Here is a 25,825-nt window from a genome sequence, read left to right as displayed (position 1 = left end):
CCCCTTCACCAGCGGGTGCGGGAGGAGCGAATGACCAGATTGGAAACGGCGGGAGGCATGATTGGCCGGTCCGTCCCACGGGTCGAGGACGCAGGGCTTCTGACCGGCCGCGGCCGCTACATCGACGACCTGCCGGTTCGGCGCGACACCGCGCATCTGGCTGTTCTGCGCTCGCCCCACGGCCACGCCGAAATCCGTGCGATCGATATGACTGCCGCCCGTGCGCTGCCCGGCGTCTTCGCCGTGCTGACCGGCGAAGACGTGGCAAGGCTCACCCGCAGCATGACGGTCGGGGTCAAGGCCAATGTCGAATGCTGGCCGATCGCCCGCGACCGGGTGCGCTATGTCGGGGAACCCGTCGCGCTTGTCGTTGCCGAGAACCGCTATGTTGCAGAGGATGCGCTGGACCTGATCGAGGTCGTGTATGAGCGGCTTATCGCCATTGTCGATCCCGAGAAGGCACTCGCCGCAGATGCACCGGTTCTGCATCCCTCGCTCGGCACCAACCTCATCAATGAGCGCAGCTTTCGCTACGGCGACCCGGAAACGGCGATCTCGACTGCCGCCCACCGCGTCTCCATCCGCATCGCCTATCCGCGCAATTCCTGCACGCCGATTGAGACCTACGGCGTGATCGCCGAATACGATCCCGGCGAGGACGCCTATGACGTCACGGCGAATTTCCAGGGGCCGTTCTCGATCCATGCCGTGATTTCCCGCGCGCTGAACGTCCCCGGCAACCGCATGCGGCTGCGCACGCCGCCTGATTCCGGCGGCTCCTTCGGCATCAAGCAGGGCGTGTTTCCCTATGTCATCCTCGCCGCCGTCGCCGCCCGCGTCGCCGGACGGCCGGTCAAATGGATCGAGGACCGGCTCGAGCACCTGACAGCCTCGGTCTCGGCAACAAACCGCGTCACGACGCTGGAGGCGGCCGTTGCCGCCGACGGTCGCATCACCGCGCTTAGCTGGGATCAGCTGGAGGATTGCGGTGCCCATCTGCGTGCACCGGAGCCGGCGACGCTCTACCGCATGCACGGCAACATGACCGGCGCCTATGCGATCGAAAACGTCGCCATCCGCAATCGCGTCGTGCTCACCAACAAGACGCCCACGGGGCTCAACCGCGGCTTCGGCGGACCGCAGGTCTATTTCGCGCTCGAACGGCTCGTCCACAAGATCGCCGACAACCTTGGCCTCGACAGGCTTGCCGTCATCCGCCGCAACCTCGTGCCGGCCGACGCCTTTCCCTACCGCACGGCGACCGGCGGGCTTTTGGATTCGGGCGATTATCAGACCGCAATCGATCGCGCCTGCCAGGAAGGCGGCCTCGAGGCGCTCCGGCTGCGAAGGGATCAAGCGCGTGCCGAAGGGCGGCTCTACGGCATCGGCTATGCGGCGGTGGTCGAGCCGAGCGTCTCCAACATGGGCTACATCACGACGGTCCTGACGCCAGACGAGCGGGCGAAGGCCGGGCCGAAGAACGGCGCCCAGTCCGTCGCGACTGTGGCCATCGATCCGCTCGGCTCCGTCACCGTCAAGGTCGCTTCGGTGCCGCAGGGCCAGGGCCATCGCACGGTTCTGGCGCAGGTGGTCGCCGAGCGGCTTGGACTCCCCCTTGAGGCCGTGCGCGTCAACACCGAACTCGACACGGCGCGCGACGCCTGGTCGATCGCGTCGGGCAATTATGCAAGCCGGTTTGCCGCTGCCGTCGCCGGCGCCGCTGCCCTTGCCGCCGATCGCATCAGGGACCGTCTTGCAGCGATCGCCGCTAGCCAACTCAATGTCACGGCGGATCGGATAGACTTCAGGGCCGGAAAGCTCTTCGATCGCGACAACCCGGACAATGCCATCTCCTTCGGCCGCGTGGCGGCGGCCAGCCACTGGGCGCCCGGCACCCTGCCTGATGGAACCGGCCAGACTATCCGCGAGACGGTTTTCTGGACACCGGAGCAACTCGAGGCGCCGACGGCAGCGGACGGGATCAACTCGTCGCTTTGCCATGGCTTCATCTTCGACATCTGTGGCGTGGAGATCGACCGGGCGACCGGCCAGGTGCGCATCGACCGCTATGTGACGATGCATGACTGCGGCCGCATCCTGCATCCCGGCATGGTCGACGGCCAGGTGCGCGGCGGCTTTGCCCAGGCCGTCGGCGCCGCCCTCTACGAGGAATATGCCTATGGCGGCGACGGCAGTTTCCTGACCGGCACGCTTGCCGACTATCTGATCCCGACCGTGATGGAGACGCCGGAGCCGCTGATCCTCCATCACGAGACGCCATCGCCCTTCACGCCGCTTGGCGCAAAGGGCGTCGGCGAAGGCAATTGCATGTCGACGCCGGTCTGCATCGCCAATGCGGTCGCCGATGCGCTCGGGGTCGAGGACATCCGGCTGCCGCTATCGCCGAGCCGCGTCAGCGAATGGCTCTACGGCGAGGAGCGCCCGCCGTCGAAACCTCAGGATTCGATCCCCGTCGCTACCGGCGCTTCCGGCGAGCGCTTGCTGACCGGCTCGGGCTCGGCCGAAGTCGTCGCCACGCGTGAGTCCGTCTGGACGATGCTGCTCGACCCGAACACGCTGAAGGCCATCATTCCCGGCGCACATGAGGTCCGAAAGGTCTCCGACACGCATTTTCGCGCCGAGGTCACCCTCGGCATCGGCCCGGTCAAGGGCCGGTACCGCGCCGACATCCGCCTCTCCGACATGCTTGCGCCGGAAGCGGTCACGCTCTCCGGCGGCACGGAGGGCGCACTCGGCTCCGGTCGCGGCACGGGCCGAGTCACGCTGACGGAAACGGCGATCGGCACCCGCATCGACTATCGATATGAGGCCGCGATCGGCGGCAAGGTCGCCTCTGTGGGTGGCCGACTTCTTGATGGCGCGGCGCGCGTGGTGATCGGACAGTTCTTCCAGGCGCTCGCCCGTCATGCCGGCGGCGGAGGGCCTCCCAGCGCCGCCGCCGGCTTCACTCAACGGCTTTCGAGCCTCTTCAGGAGGCGCAGATGAAGCCTGCATCCTTCGATTTCCTCTGCCCGGACACGCTGGAGGAAGCGCTTTCCGCACTCGCCGAGGGCGGCGGTGAGGCTCGCGTCATCGCCGGTGGGCAGTCTCTGGTGCCGATGCTCAACATGCGGCTCGCCCGTCCAGGCCTGCTGGTCGACATCATGCGGCTCGAGGCATTGCGGCGCATCGAAACGTTGGGCAACGAGATCACCGTCGGCGCCAGCGTGCGGCAGGCGGAACTTGAAGCCTGGGCAGATCTTTCGCGCGACCTGCCGCTTCTGGCGGCCGCCTTCCCCTGGCTCGGCCATGTGCAGACCCGGGCGCGCGGCACGGTGTGCGGCTCTGTCGCCCATGCCGACCCGAGCGCCGAACTGCCGCTTTCCCTGGTGACGCTCGGCGGTGCGGTGAGCCTGCGCAGCCGCAAGCAGAAGCGCAAGGTCAAAGCGGACGACTTCTTCATCGGCATGATGGCGACCGATCTCGCCGAGGGCGAGATGATCGAGGCCGTGCATTTCCCGAAGGCCCGGCCCGGCAGCGGCTATGCCTTCCGCGAGGTCGGCCGCCGGCATGGCGATTTCGCCATCGTCGCCTGCGCTGCCGTCGCCGACGACAAGGGATTGCGGCTCGGCATTGCCGGGGTCGATGACCGGCCGCGTGTCTTCCCGTTGCCGGCGCTCGACGACGACCAGTTCGACGATGCGCTGAACGACATCGCCTGGTCGCTGAACGCCCGCGACGACATTCACGCCAGCGCCCGCTACCGGCGCGAACTGGTCCGCAATCTTGGCCACGAGACCCTTAGGGAGGCAAGCCGATGCCGCGCATGAACGCTGCCCAGAGGCATGGCGTCGACTTCACGCTGAACGGCCGGAAGGTCCGCGCAGAGGCCGAAAACCGGATGCTGCTCTCGGATCTGCTGCGCCACGAGATCGGGCTGACCGGCACCCATGTCGGCTGCGAGCACGGCGTCTGCGGCGCCTGCACCGTGCAGATCGACGGAAAGCCGGCGCGCGCCTGCCTGACGCTCGCCCAGCAGGTGCGCGGCAGTGACGTACGGACCGTGGAAGCGCTGGCTCCCGCCCCGGCGGAGCTCTCCCCGCTTCAGGCGGCCTTTCGCCGCCATCACGGCCTGCAATGCGGCTTCTGCACGCCCGGCATCCTGATGTCGCTCGACACCCTATTGCGCGAGCGGCCGGAGGCGGGCCGGGAAGACATTCGCGAGCACCTCTCCGGCCATCTCTGCCGGTGCACGGGCTACGCGACCATCGTCGAGGCGGCGCTCGCCGCCGCGGAGGAACAACGGAAGGAGGAGACACCCAATGCTTGATCTAGGAACGAGCTTCCTCGCGAGCGTGGAGCGTGACCCGGACGCGCTCGCGATCGTCGACGGGGAGATGCGCCTGAGCTATCGCCAATGGTACGACAAGGTTTCAGCGCTTGCCGCGGCCCTTGGCGAGACCGGCCTGCAGCGCGGAGACCATGTGCTCACCGTCATGCAGAACCGTTGGGAGAACGCGTCGCTGCACTGGGCCTGCCAGTTTCTCGGCCTGGTCGTCACACCGCTCAACTGGCGGGCGAAGGCCGATGAAATCGATTTCGGCATCGAGGATGCCGGCGCGAAGGCCGTGTTCTACGAGGCATCGACGGAAGAGGCCGTGCGCCTGTCGCGGCTCGCGCAGGACTTGCCGCAACTCTCGGCCGAGGCGCTCGCCGATATCATGACAGGCAGAGCCGCCGATGCGGTGCCTGTCGCCGACGCCCGCGACTGGTCGCTGATGCTCTACACTTCGGGCACAACCTCGAAGCCGAAGGGCGTGCCACGCCGTCACCACGCTGAACGCGCCGGCGCCGTCGCCCATGTGGCGCAGAACCTCTACCGGCATGGGGAGCGCACGCTTGGCGTCATGCCGCTCTACCACACGATGGGCGTGCGCTCCCTGATCGCATCCTCGCTGATCGGCGGCACCTTCGTCTGCCTGCCGCGCTTCGACGCGGCAAAGGCGCTCGACCTGATCGAGAAGGAAAAGATCACCAATCTTTATCTCGTGCCGACGCTTTATCACGACCTCCTGTATCACGAGGCTTTTTCTGCCGAGCGCGTCGCCTCCGTCCGCAAGCTCGGCTATGCCGGCGCTTCGATGACCGACGGATTGCTGAAGCGGCTGGAGCAGATCTTCCGACCGGAGCTCTTCGTCAACCATTATGGTTCGTCTGAAATCTACACCTTCACGATCGAGCAGACCGCGGCCGCTAAACCCGGCTCCGCCGGCCGCGCCGGAATCAACCAGACGATCCGGGTCGTGAAGCTGGGCAGCCGCGACCCGAACGAGCGGGCAGCCGTCGGCGAGGAAGGCGAGATCATCGCGCTGATGAAGAGCGACGAGGCCTTCGAGGGGTACTGGAACCGGCCCGACGCGGATGCCAAGGCACTTCACGGAGGCTGGTACTTCACCGGCGACACCGGCTTCTTCGATGGGGACGGTGATCTCTTCGTCACCGGCCGCGCCGACGACATGATCATCACCGGCGGCGAAAACGTGTCGCCGGTCGAGGTGGAAAGCTGCCTGTCGCTGCACGAAGGCGTCGCCGAGGTCGCGGTCGTCGGCCTCCCCGACGAGCGCTGGGGCAAGATCGTCGTCGCCTTCATCAAACGACGCGACGAGGTCAGCGCCGAGGATCTCGACCGCCATTGCCGCGAGTCCGGTCTCGCCAATTTCCGCCGCCCACGCCGCATCGTCTTCGTCGAGGAGATCCCGAAATCCCCCGTCGGCAAGCTGCTGCGCCGCCTTCTGGTGGCCGGTGAATACACCGAGGAACGCATTCCCGCAAATCGATGAGCGGCACTCCGCCGCCAGACCAACGAAAGGACTTACCATGGCCGAACACGCCACATTCCAAGACCCGCGCCTGGCAGAACTCGACGGCTTCACCGTCACAATAGATGCCGCCCGTCAGCGCGCCGACGTCACGCTCGACTATCCGCCCTACAACGTGGTCTCCATGCTGGCCCGCGACCAGTTGCGCCTCGTCTTCGAGGCGCTCGACGAGGACGCGAGCGTGCGCATCATCGTCGTTGCGGGCAAGGGCGAGCACTTCTCATCCGGCGGCAACATCAAGGGCTTCCTCGAGGCAAGCCCGGAACATGTCTCGCACCTCGCCTGGAACATCGCGGCACCGACGCGCTGCTCCAAGCCGGTCATCGCTGCCAACCGCGGCTATTGCTTCGGCGTCGGCTTCGAACTGTCGCTTGCCTGTGACTTCCGGATTGCGACCGAGACCACCCGTTACGCGCTGCCTGAGCAGAAGCTGGGCCAGATCCCGGGTTCCGGCGGCTCGGCCCGCCTGCAGAAGATGGTCGGCGTCACCCGCACCAAGAACATCGTGATGCGCTCGAAGCGGATCACCGGTCAGGAAGCCTACGACTGGGGCATCGCGTCGGAGATCGTTGCGGATGCCGATCTGGAAAAGGCCGTCGACGCGCTTGTCGAGGAACTGATCGGCTTCTCTCCGCTGGCACAGCGCACGGCGAAGAAGCTCCTGAACGACACGGACGACGCGCTGCTGTCGACCGCCATCGAGCTCGAGGGCCATTGCTATAGCCGGCTTCGGACATCGGAGGATTTCCGCGAAGGCGTGCTGGCCTTCCACGAAAAGCGCGCGCCGACCTTCGTCGGGCGCTGAACCAACGGCCGGGCGGGAGCCCGGCTTCATTTCCACGAGGAGGGAGCGGCCTCGGATCCGCTTCGGGAGGATTGAGAATGGATACGACCCAGCAGAACACACAGGAAACGCGCCTTGTCGAACGGGGACCCGGCCTTATGTCGGGTCTCAGAGACCTGCCGAAACATCTCGGCATCAAGACCATGAGCGCCGGGCTCGTCGCCGCCATCTTTGGCTGCTCCGGTCCTGCCCTGATCGTCATCGGGGCGGCCGAGGCGGGCCATCTCAGCAACGGGCAGACCGTCGCCTGGCTCTTTGCGATCTACGTGCTCGGCGGGCTTATCAGCTTGGCTCTCGCGCTCTATTACAAGCAGCCGATCAACGGCGCCTACTCGATCCCCGGCGCAGCCCTTGTCGCCGGCTCGCTTGCCACCATTCCGTTCAACGAGGCCGTTGGCGGCTTCATCATGGCTGGCCTGCTGGTTCTGCTGCTCGGAGTGAGCGGGCTCATCGGCAAGGTGATGCGCTGGCTGCCGATGCCGATCGTCATGGCGATGATTGCTGGTGCGCTGATTCGGTTCGCTATCGGCACGGTGACGGCGCTCAACTCGGCGCCGCTGATTGCCGGCGCGGCAATCCTAGCCTTCTTTGTCTCGATGCGGCTGACCAAATTCGTTCCGCCGGTTCTGGCGGCCCTGGTCGCAGGCCTGATCGTTGCGCTTGCGACGGGTGCGGTCGGCGGCGGCGCGGCCAACATTGCCTTCGCCGCGCCCGAATTGACGATGCCGGTGTTTTCCGTCGATGCCTTCTTCGCGATTGCCATCCCGCTCGCCCTTCTGGTGATCGGCGCCGAGAACGCCCAGGCGACCGGCGTGCTCATGGCCGAGGACTATCGGCCACCGGTCAACGCGATGACGATCATTTCCGGCATCGGCGGTGTCGCCGCCGGTATCCTCGGCGGCCACAATGCCAATATTGCAGGGCCGATGACGGCGATATGCTCGTCCGAGCAGGCGGGCGAGAACAAGGAGGGGCGTTATGCCGCGACCGTCGTCAACGGTGTGCTCTTCGCCGCCTTCGGCCTCCTCGCGGGCGCCGCAGTTCCGATCGTGCTCAGCCTGCCGTCCGCCCTCATCGGCACCGTCGCCGGCCTCGCCATGATCGGCGTGCTGCTGTCGGCCTTCCAGAACGCCTTCGGCAAGTCGCTCGGCAACCAGACAGGAGCCTTTGTGGCGCTCGCTGTCGCCATGTCGAACGTCTCGCTGCTGGGCATCAGTGCACCCTTCTGGGCCCTGGTGGCGGGCGTCATCGTCTCCGCTCTGGTCGAGGCCGGAAGAATCGGGGAGAAACAGGCCGCTTGATTGCGGCTTTGATCGACATCTGCTGCCAAGTCGCCCCCATGCCTGTTCTGTATGATCGGCATGGGGGCGAAAAGCGGCTAGCGTGCGAGACGCACGGAACCCCTCGGGGCGGGACCGCTCCGTCAAATCTCCGTGTGCTCCGCCAGCTCGAGGACATCCTCGATGTCTACCCCAAGATACCTGACGGTATTCTCGATCTTGTGGCCCAACAGGATTTGGATCGCGCGAAGATTGCCTGTCGCCTTGTAGATCATAGTCGCCTTGGTTCGCCGAAGCGAGTGTGTGCCGTAATCCTCGCATCGCAGACCGATTGTGGCCATCCATTCATCAACCAATTGTGCGTATTGGCGGGTGTTTAGGTGATCGGCAAGATCGACCCGGCTGGGAAAAGCGTAGTCGTCCACCGTTCCAGCTCTCCGCTCAAGCGAGACAAGCAGGCTGGCTCTTACGTCGGCCGTGATCTCGAACTGAACCGGACGACCGGTTTTCTGCTGGATCACCATAGCGCGAAGGGGCCAGCCTATTGAGGGCTTCCATCGGGGCGGAGCGCTGGACCAGTCGCTCCGTTCTGCATTTCATTCTTAAAATGGCTCAGATCGCCGAATTAGATGCCAAGCCGTGCGGTCCGCCTGGCGGGTAGCGCGATCCAGCCTGGCCGGAACAGCATGCTGCGCTGTCCGCTCGCCGTCATCATCCCCGATGCCGCGACAGTCCACGACATGAATGCCTGAAATCCAACCTTATCGCGTCCCGTTCACCACCGTCTCCGGCATCTGTCGCCGCTCCGAACCTATTTCTTCACCGGCGGCGTGTAGCCGCCGAGCCGGGAGGTCTTGAGGCCGAGCCGGACCAGCCCTTCGCACAGCACGACAGCGCAGCCGACCCCGTCGAGAACCGGCAGCCCGTGGTCCGCCGTCAGCGACCGGGTCAGGTCGGTCATGCCGGCGCATCCGAGCACGATGGCCTCGGCACGGTCCTCGGCGATGGCGCGACGGATCTCGGTGTCGATCTTGGCGCGCGCCGGGCCGGCGTCATGCTCGAGATCGAGCACCGCCACCTCGGTGGAGCGGACCCGCGCGCAGCGCGTGGCCAGTCCGTAGCGGACCAGGTTGTGCTCGATCGCCGGCACCGAACGGGCGAGCGTGGTCACCACCGAGAACTTGTTGGACAGCATCGAGGCCATGTGAAACGCGGCCTCGCCGATGGCCACGACCGGGCAGCCCGCAAGGCTGCGCACCGCGTCCAGCCCCGTGTCGTCGAAGCAGGCCACGACGATGGCGTCGACGTCAAGATTGGCCTCGACCACCTGCAGCAGGCCGGCCAGGCTGATGGCCTCGTCGTAATAGCCCTCGATGCTGACCGGCCCGTGCGCGGGATTGACCGCGATGATCTCGGTGCCGGACGAGGCGACGGCTCTCGCCGTCGCGCCGATCTTTTCGGTCATAGATGCGGTGGTGTTGGGATTGACGACCAGAATACGCATGCTTGTTCCTATACATCGCCGCCAAGGTAGGCCGCCTTGATGCGGTCATCCCTGATGAGGTCCTTTGAATTTCCACTCAGCACCACCGAGCCGGTCGACATGGCGTAGGCCCGGTCGGAGATGCTCAAAGCCATGCGCGAATTCTGCTCGACGAGCAGCACCGTGACCTTCTCGTCGCGGCTGATCGCCACGATCGAGCGCGCGATGTCCTGCACCAGCTTCGGCGCAATGCCGAGCGACGGCTCGTCGAGCAGCAGCAGCCGCGGCTTGGCCATCAGCGCCCGCCCGATCACCATCATCTGCTGCTCGCCGCCCGACAGCGTTCCCGCCGTCTGGCCATACCGCTCCTTGAGCCTCGGGAACCGTGTCAGCACGCTGTCGAGGGTGCTGGCGATGCCGGCCTTGTCGCTGCGGGTGAAGGCGCCCATCAGCAGGTTGTCCTTGACCGTCATGTAGGGGAACACCCGCCGCCCCTCGGGCACCATGGCGATGCCCTTGCGGACGATATCGGGCGCCGACATGCCGTCGAGCTTCTCGCCCATGAAGCGGATCCGCCCGCTCCGGATCGGCGCCAGTCCGGTGATCGCCCGCAGGATCGAGGATTTTCCGGCCCCGTTGGCGCCGATGAGGGCGACGGTCTCGCCCTCGTTCATCGCGATCGAGACGCCCTTCAGCGCATAGACGTGATCGTAGTACAGTTCGACATTCTCGAAGCTGAGCATCTCAGTCATGGCTTACATCCCGATCGCGTCGTCTTCGCTGCCCAGATAGGCTTCGATGACCTGTTCATTGTTCTGGATTTCGGCGGGCGTGCCCTCGGCGATCTTCTGGCCGAAATTGATCACCACGATGCGGTCCGAGATCTTCATCACGGCCGGCATGTCGTGTTCCACCAGCAGCACGGTGACGCCGCGCTCGTCGCGAAGCCGCCGCACGTTGGACACCATCCGCATGGTCTCGTCGTGGTTCATGCCGGCGAAGGGTTCGTCGAGCAGCAGCACCTCCGGCCCGGTGGCGAGGCCGATGGCCATGCCGAGCGCGCGCAGGTGGCCCTGCGGCAGGTTCGAGGCCAGTTCGTCGCGGATGTCGCCGAGCCCGAGAAAGCCGAGAATGTCATCGGCCGATGCGCCGAAAGTCTGGACGTCGGCGCGCGCCGCGGCGGTGCCGAAGAAGAAGCCCGCCAAAGTCGCCTTCGAGCGCAGATGATGGGCGACGATGACATTTTCGCGGACGGTCATCGAGCGGAAGATGGTGGTTTCCTGGAAGGTCCGGACCACGCCCCTGCGCGCCACCACATGCGGCGCAAGATCGGAGATCCGCTCGCCCTTGAACAGCACTTCGCCGCTGCTGGTGCCGACGAAGGACGAGATCAGCTTGAACAGGGTCGACTTGCCGGCGCCGTTCGGCCCGATCACCGAGATGATCTCGCCCTTGGCGACGTCGAAGCTGACATTGTTCACCGCGGTGAGGCCGCCATAGCGCTTGCTCACGCCCTTGATCTGCAGGATGGGGGTCATTTGCGCATTCCTTTGCCGCGCAGCTGGTTCAGGCTGAGAAGGCCGTTGGGCAACAGCATCATCAGCGCGATCAGCAGCGACGAGTAGATCAGCAGCTGGTAGCGGCCGGTGGTGAACAAGAGGTCCCAGCCGAAGTAGAGCACCAGCGTGCCGAGCATCGGCCCGAACACGAAGCCAAGGCCGCCGAGAAAGCAGTTCAGCATGAAGTTGACGCTGTCGGCGACCTGGAAGCTCGAGGGGTAGATCGATTGCGAGATGGCCACGAAGCTGGCGCCGGCGATGCCGCCGTAGAAGGACGAGATCGCATAGGCCAGCACGCGAAGATAGGAGATGTTGACGCCGATCGAGGACGCCAGTTCCTCGTTCTGCTGCAGGGACCGGCACAGATGCCCGAGCCGCGAGTTCACGATGCGGTAGAGCGCGGCGTAGCTGGCGATCATCAGGATCACCGCCATCAGGTAGAAGGCGAGTTTCGGGTTCTCCAGCCTGGCGAAATCCGGGATCAGCGTCATGCCGAACAGCGACAGTTCCCTGGGAAGCGGTATCGAGGTGATGCCCTTGGCGCCCTGGGTGATCGGCAGAGCCAGCGCGGTCAGGCGCGCCACCTCGGTCAGAACCAGCGTGATCATGGCGAAATAGACGCCGCGAAGCCTGAGGATCGGCAGTCCGATGAGCACGCTCAGGGCGGCACAGAACAGGCCGGCCAGCGGCAGCGTCAGCCAGAAATTGACGCCGGCCTGGGTCACCAGCACCGCCGAGACGTAGCCGCCGGCGAGCGTGTAGGCGCCCTGGCCGATGTTGATGCGGCCGATGTAGAAGGTCAGCCACACGCCGGCCGAGGCAATCGACAGCAGCGCCACCGAGGTCAGGGTGTAGTAGAAGTCCCAGCGCCCACTGGCGGCGATCGCCCAGGGGACCATGACGAAGACGATCAGCAGGAAGATCCCGACGCCGGCAATCTTGGTGGTGTTTTTCATGTGCTCAGCCCCAGGGCTTGCCCATCAGCCCTTGCGGACGGAAGGCGAGGAAAACCATTAGCAGGACGAAGATCGCCAGGTAGGTGATGTCGCCATAGGCGGCGAGAACGGTCAGGCCGACCGATTCCATCATGCCGAGGATGAAGCCGCCGGCGATGGCGCCGGAGATGACGCCGGCGCCGCCGATCATGATCATCATGAAGGCCTTGATCGAGGTCGGTCCGCCCATGCCGAGATTGATCCCGGTGATGGTGACCAGCAGCCCGCCGACCAGCCCGGCCAGCATCGCGCCGAGCGCAAAGCCGAGCGTCGAATAACGGTTGACGTCGACGCCCATCAGCTGTGCCGCGACCCGGTCCTGGGCCAGCGCCCGCATCGCCCGCCCGGCTGTGGAGTACTGCATGAACAGGATGAAGGCGGCGATGAGCGCAATGGCCAGCGCGCCGATGAGGATGCGGTCATAGGGCATGATCAGCCGGAAGTCCCAGTTGAAGACCCCGTTGATGATCTTCGGCACGCCGCGCTGCTTCTCGCCGAAGGCAAGAAGGATGACTGCATCGAGAAAGAAGGCGATGCCGGCTGCCAGCAGCATCGTGCTTTCCTCCCGGTGGGAGCGACGGATGACCGTGCGGAACAGGTATCGCTCGATCAGCCCGCCCACCACGGCAAGCGTGACGGCGGAGGCCAGTAGACCGACGATGAACGGCATTCCCAGCTGGCTGACGACGGTGTAGGTGACGAAACCGCCGAGCACATACATCTGCCCGTGGGCGAAATTGAGCACGTTCATCAATGAGAAGATCAGCGTCAGCCCGAGCGCGATGAGCGCGTACTGGGCGCCAAGATAGAGACCGTTGGCGAGTATCTGTTCCATGGGAAAGCCTTGGTTGCGGCGGGCGTCCGGCCGGCGGTTGCGGGCCGGACGCCGTACGACACTCTTGCGAAAAGGTCAGTCGACCTGCGCCACGAACAGCGTCATGAAGCCGCCGTCCTTGTACTCGTTGACCACCAGCGGCACCGACAGCTGCCGTTTCTGCCCGAACGAGGACGTGCCGACATAGGTGAGCTTGGCGTCGCCCGTCATGTAGGGGTTCGGCGCCTCGAACGTGTCCATCGTCGTCTTGAACGCCTCGACGTCGGTGATCGCCGCCGGGTTCGCCTTCAGCGTCTCGAGGATGTATTCGAGCGCATAGACCTTGGTGTTGGACTCGTCGTTGTATTCGCCGAACATCTTGGTGTAGCGGTCGACGAACTCGCGCATCTGGTCCGAGGCGAGTTCCGGCGTCGAGGCGCCGCCGACCGAGATGAAGCCGTTGGCCAGCTCACCCGCGCCCTCCTGGAGCACGCCCGCGTCCTGGGCGGTTTCGGTCGAGATCAGACCCTCGTAGCCCAGTTCCCGGGCAGACCGGATCAACTGCGGCGCATTGGCGGGCGAAACCCCCGAGAGCACCAGAAGGTCGGGCTGGGCCTTGATGGCCGGGAGCAGCACCGGCGTGAAGTCGGTGGTGTCCACCTGGTAGGTGATGCTGTCGGAGACCACTTCGAGACCGAGTTCCTTGGCCGCGGCAACGCCGCCGTCGCGCTGCGACAGCGGGTCGGATTCGTTGGCCGCGACAAACGCCACCTTCTTGATGCCGTTCTTTTCAATCAGGTATTTGTAGATCGCCGGTCCGGACTGGTAGTTGGCCACCATGCCCAGCACGGCGTTCGAGGCCGGTGCCTGGTAGAGCGACTTGGGGAAGGCATAGGGGAAATAGATGATCCCGTTCTGCTCCGCCACCGGGCGGACCGCCGCGGCGCCGTCGTCGACATTGGGGCCGACCACGTAGTGGATGCCTTCCTGCGCCATCTTCTCCATGCCGGCGATCGCCCGCTTGGGGTCCTTCTGGTCATCGAAGGCGACAATCTCGACATTGTAGACCGTGCCGCCGATGTCGACGCCGCCGGTTTCGTTGATCCACGCGGCACGCGTTTCCATCGATCGCTGGTTCGATGTGCCCCAGGCCGCGGCGGGACCGCTGGTCACCCCCACGAATCCGATCTTGAGCACTGGATTTTCTGCAAAGGCCGATCCGCTGAAGGAAAGGCTCGCCACGGCCACGAGGGCGGTGGAGATGAGCAAGGCGCGACGTTTCATTTGGTATCCTCCCAAAACAGTTCCACGTCCTCTTCCCGGAGTCTCCGAGCGTGGTCATTGCAGACAAGCATTTTGTTAACAAAACTGTCAACAGGATTGTCGACAGCGCTGTGAATTGTCATCGCCGAGCGCTATGCTATAGCGGATATCGCAATCCCGCCGAATCGGAAGTCGTCATGCTTGTGGATGAAACGTCTTCGGAAAGCGCAAGCCCCGAGCTCACCGAAGCCCAGATCGTCGATCAGATCTTTGATGCGGTCATCGACCAGCGGCTGCCGCCGGGCGCGAAACTCTCGGAATCGGCGCTGTGCGAGGCCTTCGGCGTCGGCCGCATGCGCATCCGCCGCAGCCTGCTGCTGCTTGCCAGCCGCGAGGTGGTCGATCTGCGGTCGAACCGGGGCGCCTTCGTTTCCAGTCCGACTGCCGAACAGGCGCGCGAGATCTTCGAATCGCGGCTGATGATCGAGCCCAACGTTGCGGTGCTGGCTGCCGAACGGGCCAACGAGACCGATCTGGCGATGCTGCGCGCGCATCTGGAAAAGGAGCACCAGGCGCATCGATCGGACAATCGCCACGAGGCCATCCGGCTCTCCGGCCAGTTCCATGTCGTGCTTGCCAGCATCGCCGCCAACAGCGTGATGGAACGGATGATCAAGGAACTGGTCACCAGGACGTCGCTGATCATCGGCATCTTCGGCGCGCCGGGCACCGCGAACTGCCGGGACGACGACCACTCGCTGATTCTCGAAGCGCTGCGCACCGGCAACGGCGAAGCGGCGTCACGGTTGATGACGGAACATCTCGGGCACATTCAGGCGAATCTGGACCTGAGCAGGGGACGCAAGAACAATGTCGACCTTGTCAGACTGTTCGGGGACCAGCGGTAATCCGACGACTTTGCATCGCCGGTGGCGGTCTCTTCTCCCCGACCCGGGCAGGCCATCGTCCTCGGCGATACCCTGAAGCGCTGCCGCGGCGGCCCCGCCGCCCCACAGCCTCGAAGGGCGAGGCTGTGGCCCCGGTGACCGGGCTGCAAGCGCGAGCCGTCTTGCCGGGTTTTCGGCAAAGGGGAGGCTCAACTATTGATCGACACGCCCGGGGGTTTCCGGTAACGCCAGTGCGGTGGGCGTGTGAGGCTCGCACGGATTGATGCATATGGCGAAATCGCTCCCATTCACGCTCGAACGGTTCAGGGTCCTGCAGGACATGCAGGCTGACCACTTTTGGTATGCCGGACGCCGGATGATGATTGCGAATGCGCTGACGTCCCTCGGAGGTCGGGCCGTCGACACGGCTCTGGACATCGGATGCGGACCGGGCACCCATCTCAGGGCGTGGTCGGGATACGCGCGGAAGGTCTTCGGAATCGACCAGTATGCGGGCCAGGTCGATTCCGCGGCGTTTGACTCCAACACGCAGCTCATAGCCGGCGATGTCGCCAGCCTGCCGTTCGATGACAACTCCATCGATCTCATGTTCGCGCTGGATGTGATCGAGCACGTGCCGGATCTGCCGACGCTCTCCGAGGCGCGGCGTGTCCTGAAGCCCGGCGGCCATATCCTCGTCACGGTGCCGGCCTTCCAATGGTTGTGGAGCGTTCGCGACGAGGACGCGGGGCATCTGCGTCGCTATTCCAGCGCCCAGATCCGCGAGGTGGTCGAGGCGGCCGGACTTAAGGTGAGCAGAATCCGCTATTACCAGTGCCTCCTGTTTCCGCTGGTGGTCCTGTCGCGCATGTTTGGCCGCAGGTCGTCGGCAACGCGTGACATGGAAGATTTTCCGCCGCGCCTGATGAATGCCGCCTTTCGGGCAGTGAACCGTCTGGAGGGTCGCATCGACGCCCTGGGATTGGCCATGCCCTTCGGGTCGTCGCTGGTCGTGCTGGCAAGAAAGCCCTGAGCCCGATGTCATTGCCCACGAAATTTGAAGCATTCGACCTGCTGCTGTTTCACCGGGAGGTCCAGCTTTCCTGTGATTTTCTCGAGGCGGGCGTCTCGGGCATCATTGTCGATCTCGAGCACTCGGGAAAGCACCACCGGCAGGCCGGTTTCGATACCGAAATCAATGCCCATCGCATCGAAGACATTCGACGCCTGCGCGACCGGACAAAGGGCTTCATTCTCTGCCGGCTCAGCGGTCCGGATGCCTCAGAGGAAGAACTGTCGGGCATCATCGAGAGCGGCGCGGACGAGATCATCGTTCCGATGGTTCGAGCTCCCGAGCAGGTGGAGCGCATTGCCCGAATTGCCGAAGACCTCTGCCGGATCATGGTGATGATCGAGACCGTGGAGGCGACCCGGCATGTCGAGGCGCTGTGCGCCTTGCCGATCGGGCGCATCTATGTCGGGCTGAACGATCTTCGCATCGACCGAAAATCGGACAGCATCTTTGCACCGCTTGCCGACGGTCTGCTGCCGGCGCTGCGGCAGCGCTGCTCCGGCATGCCCTTCGGGTTCGGAGGGCTGACGCTGCCGGAGTTGGGTGCGCCGCTGCCCGCCAGGCATCTGTACGCGGAGATGGCGCGGCTGGACTGCGGGTTCTCGTTCCTGCGCCGGTCCTTTTACCGCGACACGGCCGACATGGATCCGGCGGCCGCGCTGCTGCGCATGCGCAGGGCGCTGAGCGAAGCGCGAGGGCGGGGTGCGTCCGCCGTGCAAGGGCAACACCGCGAGATGGTCGCGGCGATCGAGGCGCTGCAGGAGTCCAATGCCAGAGTCTGATCTCAGTGGCAGAGCCGTCCTGGTCACCGGAGCCAACGGGTTCATCGGGGCCCATCTGACCGCGGCATTGCTGCAGGCCGGGGCGGATGTGCATGCGATGGTGAGAGCCGGATCCTCGATGGACCGTCTGGATCGCCTGCAGACCGCGCCGCGCATTGTCGGCGTCGACCTGACCGATCACGCGGCGACCCGCGATGCGGTACACCGGATCCGGCCGGAGTTTGTGTTTCACCTGGCCGTCAGCCGGCAGACGGGCGATTGGGATCGGCTGCTGGCGGTCAATGTCGCTGGGGCGATGAACCTGCTGCGGGCCTCAGGCGAGATCGATTGCCGGCGCTTCGTCAGTCTGGGCAGCGCGCTCGAGCGGATTGATCCGGCCACGGGCACGGCCGCAAATGACTATGGCGCAAGCCGCGCCGCCGCCGGTATCCTCCTGCGGCAGCATGCGCGGGAGCACCGCATCCCCTTGGCCTGCCTGCGCACCGACTACGTCTATGGTCCGCTGCAGGGCGAGGGGAAGCTCATTCCAACCGCGTTGCGCCATGCTGCCCGTGGCAGCGCCATGCCGCTTGCGCCGTCAACCGCACGCCGGGATTACGTGCATGTGTCCGATGTTGTCTCCGCGTGCCGGCATGCCGCGCAGGCACACCAGCCGGACCAGTTCTCGGCCGAGATCGCAACGGGGCGCCTCTGGTCGGTGGCGGAGGTCATCGCCCTTGTCGCGGAGCTCACCGGTGCCGATCTCAGGACGGAGCCGGGGTCGGCGCCGGCACGGGCCTGGGACACGCACCGCGGTCAGCCGGACACGGAAACAGCAAGCCCATTGCCGGGCTGGTCCGCCACCATGGATCTGAGAGCGGGCCTGCTGGATCTGATCAGTCATGACAGGAGCGGCCGTGAAGGGTAGGCTCGTGTCGATCGTGATCCCGGTTTTCCAGAACGCCGATACGCTGGCCACGCTGCACCAGGAGATCGGCGCCGCGCTGGCCACTCTGGATGTGGCGCCGGAATTCGTCTTCGTCGACGATGCCAGCAGTGACCGGTCCGCCGAGATCCTGGGGGCTCTGCAGGCACAACACTCAGACATCAAGGTCATCACCAACGAGACCAACGCCGGACAGCAGGCGGCGATCCGCAAAGGTCTGCGGGCCTGCAGCGGCGACAGCGTTGTGGTGATGGACGCCGATCTGCAGGATCCTCCCTCGGCCATTCCCCTGTTGCTGGCGGAACTTTGGCTGGGAGAGTGCCAGGCGGTGTTCGCCACGCGGGTGGGAAGATATCAATCCGACCTGCGCATGCTGTCCTCGGTGATCTACCGGATCCTGATGCGGCAGCTTGCCCGATTGCCAAAGGGCGCCGGGGGCTTCGTTGCGATGACGCGCGTCCTGGCTGACGAAATCGCGCAAAGCCCGAACACGCGCTTTTATCTGGCCGGCCTTGTCGGTTGTCACGCCACGGCCGTGGGCGCCATCCCTGTCGCGCGCGACTTCCGCCGCTCCGGCGCCTCCACCTATACCGGCCGGATGCGGCTTGCCACCGCCCTGTCCAATATCCTGTGTGTCTTGAAGGAGCGATGGTTTCATGCCGCGACCTGATGCCGACCAGTCCGCCCACAACCGCGTGCAACTCGACTATTACGAGGGCCGCAAACATGCGGACAACAAGCGCGTCTTCGTCGGAGCGACGCCCTATGTGAACAACCACCTCGACAAATTCCTCTCCTTCTCAAATCTTGATGCGCAACACCGAATTCTCGATATCGGCTGCGGCATGGGGAAATACACGATCCCGCTGGTGGAGGCGGGCTATCAGGTCGATGGTCTCGACCTGTCGCCGAGGCTGCTGGAGGAACTGAAGCGGCAGGCTGCATCCCGGGCCCGGATCGCCACGATCTGCGGGGACATCCTGAACCCGGATCCCGCCCTTCTCGGCAGCTATGATCATGTGGTCGGCTTCTTCATGCTGCACCACCTGTTCGATCTGCAGCAAGCGTTCAAGCAGATCGCCCGGCTGCTCAAGCCGGGAGGCCAGGTCACATTCCTCGAGCCGAACCCGTGGTGCGCCCTGTTCTACATCCAGATCACCCTGGCTCCGACCATGTCCTGGAAAGCGGAGAAAGGCATCCTGAACCTGACGCCCGGCAAGACCGCCAGGTCTCTCGAGGCTGCGGGATTTGCGGACGTGAAATTTCAGCGGTTTGGAATCCTGCCTCCCGCCATCCGCAACACGACGGCAGGTGCGGCGTTCGAGCGGGTCTATGACCGCATGCCGATGTTCCGCCCCGTTTCGGCCTTTCAGCTTGTCAGCGCACGTCTGGAGGCGGCGCCGGTTCAGGAGATGTGATGGCTTACCTTTCGGCGCTGCTGCTGCCGTTGGCCCTGCTGGGATTGGCGACGCTGAGCAACATCCGGCACGGGCTCAACCTCGGCGATGAAGGGTATCTCGTCTACGGCACCCAGGCTGTCCTGCGCGGGGAAGTTCCGATCCGTGACTTCCGGGCCTATGACCCGGCCCGCTATTACTGGTGCGCACTGTGGTGCCGTCTGCTTGGACCGGGCATTCTCACGGTCCGCGTGTCGATGGCTGTCGTGCAGGCGGGGTCGCTCGCGCTGATCGTCCTGGTCGTGGGCCATGCGACGAACAGTGCGATGGTGGCTGCCTTGGCGGGCTGTGTATCCCTGTGCTGGATGTTCCCCCGCCACAAGCAGATCGAAATCTTCTTCAGCATCGTCTGCTGCGGCGCGATGTATGCCCTGGTCCTGGGGATCGGCAGCGGCTTTGCCCTGGGGGTGCTGGGCGCGATAGAGCTGGCCTTCGGGCTCAATATCCTGGTCTATCTGCTGGGCGCCACCGCTCTGGTCGCCCTGTCGGGCGCTCTGGCGACTCCCTTTGCCGCCGCTCTCGACGTCATCGCGGGATTGACCGTCGGCGGTGCTGTCCTGCTGGTTCTGACGAGCCGGGTGAGCGGATTCCTGAGTTCCTATCTGGACAGGAAGGTCTTCGCGCTCTTTCGGCGCGGCACCACCAATCTCGCGTTGCCGAAGCCGTGGGTCTGGGCCACGACCCCGCAGTTTCGCCATTACGGCTTCATCCGGCGCGGCGTGCTCAAGGCGGTCTTCACGCTCATCCCCGTCGCCAGCGTGGCGGCAATCGCAATTCTTGCGCTGTCGCCGTCAGGCATGGCGACAGAGAGCCGCGCCCTGGCTCTGGCCTCGGCCTGCGCGGGTCTCGCCTATTTTCATCACGCCTTTTCCCGCGCCGACCTGCCGCATTTTGCCCAGATCATCCATCCGATGGTCATTCTGGCTGCTGCATCCGGCCAAGCTTTCCTCGGAGCCGCCGGGGCTTCCGTCGTTCTGCTGGCGCTGTTGCTGGCAAGCATCGGACTGCTGCGAGAGGAGGCGGAGTTTCCGCTCCACCGGTTGCTGCGCCGGCGGGCCGCGGAACCCGGCGTCGCCTCGAACGGTCTTGTGCTGCCGCGCGCGACGGACGAGACCCTGAAGCGTGTCAAGGCGATCGTCGATGAATGGTCAGGCGCCGACGACACGCTGTTTGCCGCCCCCGCCTGTCCCGGCTTTCTGGCGCTGTTTGAACGGCGCACCGCAGTCTATGACACTTTCCCCGTCTACCCCTCGAGCCCGGAGGGACGGGCAGCGATGATGACGCAGTTCAGGGCCGCCGCGCCCCCGGTAGCCATCGTTTCGGCAGTGGCGATCGACCGCCGAGAGGAACTCGCCTTCGCCAACAACTATCCGGAGTTGATGGCTTACATTCTGGCCAATTATGAGGTCGCCTTGGAAACCGGGTCGGAAAGTGTCTACGTCAGGCGGCAACAGGATCCTGAATGAACGAACGGACACCGTTGCCTTCCGGCGCCCATGACGGCTCGCCCCGTCCAGGATGCCGGCCATGTACCCGGCCATTGTCGAATGCTGCGGACCGCCGCCCCACAGCCCCATCCTTGAGGTGCGAGCCCGAGCCCGGCGAGGGCGAGCCCCGAAGGGCGAGGCTGTAGCCCTGGTGATCGGGCTGCGACCCTGTGGCTTGCCCCCGCCCTTCGAGGGCCGCTCACGCGGCCCCCTCAGGATGAGGACAGCGACGGATTCCGACCGAAATTCCTATGAGGATTCTATTTCTTCCGGTCCCCGCCCGTCTCGAACCCTTATGCGCTTTCCGCCTATGATCGCGTCAAGCTTGCAGGCTGTCTGGTCCGATCCGTCAGGACGCACCGGAGACGGGCAGGGCAACACGGCGCGCCGCAGGGCGGCATGGCAGACGGAAGAGACGTGACATGACATTCGACCTTGTGCTCGGCGGAGCGGTGACGCTGTTCGTCACCGCCTATCTTGTCTACGCACTGCTGCGTCCCGAACGGTTCTGATGCCACAGGCATCCGACGCTCCGGGGCCGCGAAGCGGCGGTCCGGACGTCTCAAGCCGGCAGGCCGCCGCTGTCGGGCGGCCGCAGCCCAAACCCCCACACCCATTCAGCTGGAGTCCTTCATGAGCCGGTCCCCATCCGCGAGCATCTTCGACGCCCGCATTCTGGCCCCCGCGATCGCGGGCGCATTCCGCAAGCTCGATCCCCGCACGCTGGCCAAGAACCCGGTGATGTTCGTGGTCGCCGTCGTGTCCGTGCTAACGACGGTTCTGTTCGTCAGGGACCTGGTCACCGGCGCCGGCGATCTCGGCTTTTCCTTCCAGATCAATCTCTGGCTCTGGTTCACGGTGCTGTTCGCCAACTTCGCTGAGGCTGTCGCGGAGGGTCGCGGCAAGGCCCAGGCGGAATCGCTGCGCCGTTCCCGCAGCGAGACCCAGGCCCGGCTGATCAACGCGGACGGCGAGGGGACCCGGCTCGTGGCGGGGGCGAGCCTGAAAGTCGGCGACCTGGTGCTGGTGGAAGCGGGCGAGATCATCCCGTCGGATGGCGAAATCGTCGAGGGCGTGGCCTCGGTCAACGAAGCGGCCATCACCGGCGAATCCGCCCCCGTGATCCGCGAATCGGGCGGCGACCGCTCGGCGGTCACCGGCGGCACCCAGGTGCTGTCCGACTGGATCAGGGTCCGGATCACCGCGGCGGCCGGATCGACCTTCATCGACAGGATGGTCGCGCTGGTCGAGGGCGCCGAGCGGCAGAAGACCCCCAACGAGATCGCGCTCAACGTGCTGCTGGCCGGGCTCACCCTGATCTTCGTGCTGGCAACGGCGACGATCCCCGCCTTCGCCGCCTATGCCGGAGGCTCCATTCCGGTGATCGTGCTGGTGGCGCTGTTCGTCACGCTGATCCCCACCACCATCGGCGCGCTGCTCTCGGCCATCGGCATCGCCGGCATGGACCGGCTCGTGCGCTTCAACGTGCTGGCCATGTCCGGCCGCGCCGTCGAGGCGGCGGGCGACATCGACACGCTGCTGCTCGACAAGACCGGCACCATCACGCTCGGCAATCGCCAGGCCTCCGATTTCCGGCCGGTCAAGGGCGTGACGGAGCGGGACCTGGCGGACGCGGCCCAACTGGCCTCGCTCGCCGACGAGACGCCCGAGGGCCGTTCGATCGTCGTGCTCGCCAAGGAGAAATACGGCATCCGCGGCCGCGACATGGCCGGCCTGAACGCCACCTTCGTGCCGTTCACGGCGCAAAGCCGGATGAGCGGCGTCGACCTCGACGGATCGTCGATCCGCAAGGGCGCCGTCGATGCGGTGCTCAGGCACATCGAGCGGACCTCTGCCGCCAACGGTTCAGCGGCCGGCACCGCCGAGAGCCGTCGCGAGCTCGAGGCGATTGCCACCGACATTTCGAAGGCCGGCGGCACGCCGCTGGCCGTCGTCAGGGACGGTCGGCTGCTGGGCGTCCTGCATCTCAAGGACATCGTCAAGGGCGGCATCCGCGAGCGCTTCGTCGAGCTGCGCCGGATGGGCATCCGCACGGTGATGATCACCGGCGACAACCCGATGACCGCCGCGGCGATCGCGGCGGAGGCCGGGGTCGACGACTTCCTGGCCGAGGCCACGCCGGAGGACAAGCTCAAGCTGATCCGCGACGAGCAGGCGAAGGGAAAGCTGGTGGCCATGTGCGGCGACGGCACCAACGATGCGCCGGCGCTCGCCCAGGCCGATGTCGGCGTGGCGATGAACACGGGAACGATGGCCGCCCGCGAAGCCGGCAACATGGTGGACCTCGATTCCGATCCGACCAAGCTCATCGAAATCGTCGAGATCGGCAAGCAGCTGCTGATGACGCGCGGCGCGCTGACGACGTTCTCGATCGCCAACGACGTGGCCAAGTACTTCGCCATCGTGCCGGCCATGTTCATCGCGGTCTATCCGCAGCTCGACGCGCTCAACGTCATGGGCCTGTCGACGCCCGAGAGCGCCATCCTGTCGGCCATCATCTTCAACGCGCTCATCATCGTGGCCCTCATCCCGCTGTCGCTGAAGGGCGTCGCCTACAAGGCGATCGGTGCCGACCGGCTGCTGCAGCGCAATCTCCTCGTCTACGGCCTCGGCGGCCTGATCGTGCCGTTCATCGGCATCAAGGCGATCGACATGATCGTCACCGCCATCGGCCTCGTCTGATCCAGAAAGGCTGCCCATGATCCGTCCCTGCTTCGTTCCCGGTCTCTCGGTCCTAGGGCTCCCGCCCGTTCCGACCCAAGCCCCCGACCGGGCACGGCCTTCAGTCAATCCGGAGAGTTTTCGATGCTGACCCAATCCATCCTGTTCGTCGTCCTTGTCGTCGGCGGCACCGCACTCGCCTCCTGGCCGCTCGGCCGCTACATGCAATGGGCCATGGACCCCGCCGACCTGCCCTCCGGCATCTCCGGCTGGAAGACCCGCGCCTTCGCCGCCATCGGCGGCCCGCTGGCCGCGAGCAGCCAGAACTGGACGCGCTACATGTCCGCCATGCTTGCCTTCAATCTCGTCATGTTCGCCGTCTGCGCAGCCATCCTGGCCCTGCAGCAGCATCTGCCGCTCAATCCCGACGGCCGGCCAGCGCTTGAGGCCAGCCTGATCTTCAACACCGCGGCCTCGTTCACCTCCAACACCAATCTGCAGCACTATTCGGGCGAGGTGTCGCTGAGCTACCTGTCGCAGCTTGGCGCGCTGATGTGGCTGCAATTCGTCTCGGCGGCCACCGGCATCGCGGCGCTTGCCGCGCTTGCCCGCGGGCTTGCCGGCAGGCCGCTCGGCAATTTCTTCCTCGACATCCAGCGCGCCTGTTTCCTGGTGCTGCTTCCCGCCGCCCTGGTGCTCGCCGTGCTCCTGGTGATCGGCGGCGTGCCGATGACCTTCGAGGGTGCGGCCATTGCCACGACGCTGGAAGGCGTCCAGCAGACGATTGCGCGCGGACCGGTTGCGGCCTTCGTGTCGATCAAGCAGCTCGGCACCAACGGCGGCGGCTTCTTCGGCCCCAACTCGACGCATCCGCTGGAGAATCCGGGCTTCTGGACCAACATCATCGAAATGGTCGCCATCATCCTGATCCCGATGGCCTGCGTGTGGATGTTCGCGCGTATCATCGGCCGCCTGCGCCACGGCGGCGTCATCTTCGCGGTGATGCTCGCCTTCCTGCTGGTCAAGATCGCCGGCTCGGTCTACTTCGAGGCGGCCCCGACCCGGGCCTTCGCCGGCCTGCCGATCGACCAGACGCTCGGCAATCTCGAAGGCAAGGAGATGCGCTTCGGTCCCGCCGGCGGCCCGCTCTGGTCGGTGCTGACCACCTCGACCTCCAATGGCTCGGTCGGCGCCATGCATGACAGCCTCAACCCGATGACCGGACTGATGCCGATGGTCGGCATGTGGCTCAACGCCACCTTCGGCGGCGTCGGTGTCGGCATGATCAACATGTTCCTCTACATCGTCGTCGGCGTCTTCATCGCCGGCATGATGATCGGCCGAACGCCGGAATATCTGGGATGGCGGGTGGAAGCCCGCGAGGTCAAGCTGGCGCTGCTGGCGCTTCTCGCCCATGGCCTGTTCGTCCTGGGCGGCACCGCGATCTTTGCGGCGACGCCATGGGGCGCCGACACTCTCAACAACACCGGGCCGCACGGCTTCAGCGAGATCCTCTACGAGTTCACCTCGGCCAGCGCCAACAACGGCTCGGGCTTCGAGGGGCTGGGAGACAACACCATGCCATGGAACATTGCCACCGGAATCGTGATGCTGCTGGCGCGCTTCATCCCGATACTCCTGCCGCTCGCCATCGTCGGCTCGCTGTCGGGCAAGCGCCGCAGCGCGGAATCGAACGGCACGCTCAGTGTCGAGGGCGGCGTCTTCGGGACCATGCTCGCAGCCACCATCGTGGTGGTCGGCGCGCTGACCTTCTTCCCCGCGGCGACGCTCGGCCCGATCGCCGAACACGTCACCACCATGAACTGAAAGGAGCGGACCCATGCAGTCTCTTCTCGCAAGCATCCGCATCGCGGCGATGACCATGCTGATCTGTGTCGCCGGCTATGCCACCGCGGTCTGGGCCGTTGCCCAGGCGGCCTTCCCCGATGGCGCCAACGGCTCGCTCGTCACCGGTCGCGGCGGTGCGATCGTCGGCAGCCGGCAGATCGCCCAGGCGTTCACGCAGCCGGGGTCCTTCTGGCCCAGACCCTCGGCGGTCGACTACAACGGCGCCGCGGCCGGCGGCAGCAACAAGTCGCCGACAAGTCCCGACATTGCCGCGCGCGGCCGGGAGATGGTCGAGCGCTATGGCGCGACGCCGCAATTCCTCCTGCCTGCCGATCTGGCCGCGGCGTCGGGGGCGGGGCTCGATCCGCACATCTCCGAGGCCGGCGCGCTGTATCAGACGGCCCGTGTGGCGCAGGCCCGCGGTCTCGACCCGGCCCGCGTCGAGGCGTTGGTCCGGACAACCGCCTTCTCGCCGGGCGGGTACCTCACCCCGGATCGCATCGTCAATGTGCTCGAACTCAACCTCGCGCTCGAAATGTTGTAAGCGTGGGCAGCGGCGATCCTCTTG

23 protein-coding genes and 1 pseudogene are annotated in these 25,825 nt (G+C 65.5%); 17 read left to right on the top strand and 7 right to left on the bottom strand.

All coding sequences use genetic code 11. From position 1 onward, the window contains the following. Window positions 1-30: 30 nt before the first annotated feature. From DFR52_RS17175 to DFR52_RS17150, 6 genes are all read left to right on the top strand, one after another. Window positions 31-3,006, top strand: a complete 2,976-nt coding sequence (locus tag DFR52_RS17175; RefSeq protein WP_110033224.1) for a xanthine dehydrogenase family protein molybdopterin-binding subunit — start codon at window positions 31-33, stop codon at window positions 3,004-3,006. Then, complete coding sequence (locus tag DFR52_RS17170) at window positions 3,003-3,830, top strand: FAD binding domain-containing protein (protein ID WP_110033223.1); 828 nt, start codon at window positions 3,003-3,005, stop codon at window positions 3,828-3,830. Before DFR52_RS17175 ends, DFR52_RS17170 begins: the two co-directional genes overlap by 4 nt. Continuing rightward, window positions 3,818-4,330, top strand: a complete 513-nt coding sequence (locus tag DFR52_RS17165) for a (2Fe-2S)-binding protein (RefSeq protein ID WP_110033222.1) — start codon at window positions 3,818-3,820, stop codon at window positions 4,328-4,330. The genes DFR52_RS17170 and DFR52_RS17165 overlap by 13 nt, the downstream gene beginning before the upstream one ends. Further along, window positions 4,323-5,840 carry an AMP-binding protein gene (locus tag DFR52_RS17160; RefSeq protein ID WP_110033221.1) on the top strand — a complete coding sequence of 506 codons (1,518 nt, stop codon included), beginning with the start codon at window positions 4,323-4,325 and terminating at the stop codon, window positions 5,838-5,840. Before DFR52_RS17165 ends, DFR52_RS17160 begins: the two co-directional genes overlap by 8 nt. 37 nt (window positions 5,841-5,877) lie before the next feature. Further along, window positions 5,878-6,684, top strand: a complete 807-nt coding sequence (locus DFR52_RS17155) for an enoyl-CoA hydratase/isomerase family protein (RefSeq protein WP_110033220.1) — start codon at window positions 5,878-5,880, stop codon at window positions 6,682-6,684. A 77-nt stretch (window positions 6,685-6,761) separates the two neighbouring features. Continuing rightward, a complete protein-coding gene (locus DFR52_RS17150) occupies window positions 6,762-8,024 on the top strand; it encodes a benzoate/H(+) symporter BenE family transporter (protein ID WP_110033219.1) in 1,263 nt (420 codons plus the stop codon). A gap of 122 nt (window positions 8,025-8,146) precedes the next feature. Here the strand turns inward: DFR52_RS17150 and DFR52_RS17145 are convergent. From DFR52_RS17145 to DFR52_RS17115, 7 genes and pseudogenes are all read right to left on the bottom strand, one after another. Continuing rightward, window positions 8,147-8,533: pseudogene (locus DFR52_RS17145) on the bottom strand (tyrosine-type recombinase/integrase); the annotation flags it as partial. A 281-nt stretch (window positions 8,534-8,814) separates the two neighbouring features. Beyond that, window positions 8,815-9,507 carry an aspartate/glutamate racemase family protein gene (locus tag DFR52_RS17140; RefSeq protein ID WP_110033218.1) on the bottom strand — a complete coding sequence of 231 codons (693 nt, stop codon included), beginning with the start codon at window positions 9,505-9,507 and terminating at the stop codon, window positions 8,815-8,817. An 8-nt stretch (window positions 9,508-9,515) separates the two neighbouring features. After that, window positions 9,516-10,238, bottom strand: a complete 723-nt coding sequence (locus tag DFR52_RS17135; protein WP_110033217.1) for an ABC transporter ATP-binding protein — start codon at window positions 10,236-10,238, stop codon at window positions 9,516-9,518. Between the two features lie 3 nt (window positions 10,239-10,241). Beyond that, window positions 10,242-11,024 carry an ABC transporter ATP-binding protein gene (locus DFR52_RS17130; RefSeq protein ID WP_110033216.1) on the bottom strand — a complete coding sequence of 261 codons (783 nt, stop codon included), beginning with the start codon at window positions 11,022-11,024 and terminating at the stop codon, window positions 10,242-10,244. Further along, window positions 11,021-12,001 (bottom strand): branched-chain amino acid ABC transporter permease, encoded by a 981-nt coding sequence (locus tag DFR52_RS17125; RefSeq protein WP_110033215.1) that lies wholly within the window; start codon window positions 11,999-12,001, stop codon window positions 11,021-11,023. Before DFR52_RS17125 ends, DFR52_RS17130 begins: the two co-directional genes overlap by 4 nt. A gap of 4 nt (window positions 12,002-12,005) precedes the next feature. Then, the gene (locus DFR52_RS17120) at window positions 12,006-12,875 is read right to left on the bottom strand and encodes a branched-chain amino acid ABC transporter permease (protein ID WP_110033214.1); all 870 of its coding nucleotides are present in this window, start codon (window positions 12,873-12,875) and stop codon (window positions 12,006-12,008) included. 75 nt (window positions 12,876-12,950) lie between these two features. Continuing rightward, entirely contained in the window at window positions 12,951-14,138 is a 1,188-nt protein-coding gene (locus DFR52_RS17115) for an ABC transporter substrate-binding protein (protein ID WP_110033213.1), read from the bottom strand. 176 nt (window positions 14,139-14,314) lie between these two features. Here DFR52_RS17115 and DFR52_RS17110 point away from each other — a divergent pair, with 176 nt between their 5' ends. From DFR52_RS17110 to DFR52_RS17060, 11 genes are all read left to right on the top strand, one after another. Beyond that, complete coding sequence (locus DFR52_RS17110; protein WP_110033212.1) at window positions 14,315-15,025, top strand: GntR family transcriptional regulator; 711 nt, start codon at window positions 14,315-14,317, stop codon at window positions 15,023-15,025. A gap of 355 nt (window positions 15,026-15,380) precedes the next feature. Further along, a complete protein-coding gene (locus tag DFR52_RS17105) occupies window positions 15,381-16,037 on the top strand; it encodes a class I SAM-dependent methyltransferase (protein ID WP_158284991.1) in 657 nt (218 codons plus the stop codon). 11 nt (window positions 16,038-16,048) lie between these two features. Next, complete coding sequence (locus tag DFR52_RS17100; protein ID WP_158284990.1) at window positions 16,049-16,858, top strand: beta/alpha barrel domain-containing protein; 810 nt, start codon at window positions 16,049-16,051, stop codon at window positions 16,856-16,858. Continuing rightward, on the top strand, window positions 16,845-17,765 hold the full coding sequence (locus DFR52_RS17095) for an NAD-dependent epimerase/dehydratase family protein (protein WP_110033209.1): 921 nt from the start codon (window positions 16,845-16,847) through the stop codon (window positions 17,763-17,765). Before DFR52_RS17100 ends, DFR52_RS17095 begins: the two co-directional genes overlap by 14 nt. Window positions 17,766-17,769: 4 nt before the next feature. Next, window positions 17,770-18,453 (top strand): glycosyltransferase family 2 protein, encoded by a 684-nt coding sequence (locus DFR52_RS17090; protein WP_158284989.1) that lies wholly within the window; start codon window positions 17,770-17,772, stop codon window positions 18,451-18,453. After that, window positions 18,440-19,201 carry a class I SAM-dependent methyltransferase gene (locus tag DFR52_RS17085; RefSeq protein WP_110033207.1) on the top strand — a complete coding sequence of 254 codons (762 nt, stop codon included), beginning with the start codon at window positions 18,440-18,442 and terminating at the stop codon, window positions 19,199-19,201. The genes DFR52_RS17090 and DFR52_RS17085 overlap by 14 nt, the downstream gene beginning before the upstream one ends. Then, window positions 19,201-20,706 carry a hypothetical protein gene (locus DFR52_RS17080; protein WP_110033206.1) on the top strand — a complete coding sequence of 502 codons (1,506 nt, stop codon included), beginning with the start codon at window positions 19,201-19,203 and terminating at the stop codon, window positions 20,704-20,706. Before DFR52_RS17085 ends, DFR52_RS17080 begins: the two co-directional genes overlap by 1 nt. A 443-nt stretch (window positions 20,707-21,149) precedes the next feature. Next, window positions 21,150-21,239, top strand: a complete 90-nt coding sequence (gene kdpF / locus DFR52_RS17075) for a K(+)-transporting ATPase subunit F (protein WP_110033205.1) — start codon at window positions 21,150-21,152, stop codon at window positions 21,237-21,239. A 121-nt stretch (window positions 21,240-21,360) separates the two neighbouring features. Beyond that, window positions 21,361-23,430: a potassium-transporting ATPase subunit KdpB gene (gene kdpB / locus DFR52_RS17070; protein WP_110033204.1), complete on the top strand. Its 2,070-nt coding sequence runs from the start codon at window positions 21,361-21,363 to the stop codon at window positions 23,428-23,430. 123 nt (window positions 23,431-23,553) lie between these two features. Next, a complete protein-coding gene (kdpA, locus tag DFR52_RS17065; protein ID WP_110033203.1) occupies window positions 23,554-25,236 on the top strand; it encodes a potassium-transporting ATPase subunit KdpA in 1,683 nt (560 codons plus the stop codon). A gap of 13 nt (window positions 25,237-25,249) precedes the next feature. Then, window positions 25,250-25,801, top strand: a complete 552-nt coding sequence (locus DFR52_RS17060) for a potassium-transporting ATPase subunit C (RefSeq protein ID WP_110033202.1) — start codon at window positions 25,250-25,252, stop codon at window positions 25,799-25,801. The last annotated feature ends 24 nt before the right edge of the window (window positions 25,802-25,825 follow it).

Source organism: Hoeflea marina (genome assembly GCF_003182275.1).
GTDB classification, from domain to species: Bacteria; Pseudomonadota; Alphaproteobacteria; order Rhizobiales; family Rhizobiaceae; genus Hoeflea; species Hoeflea marina.
The sequence above is the reverse complement of the archived record's forward strand: the minus strand, read 5'-3'. Positions and strand labels throughout refer to the sequence as shown.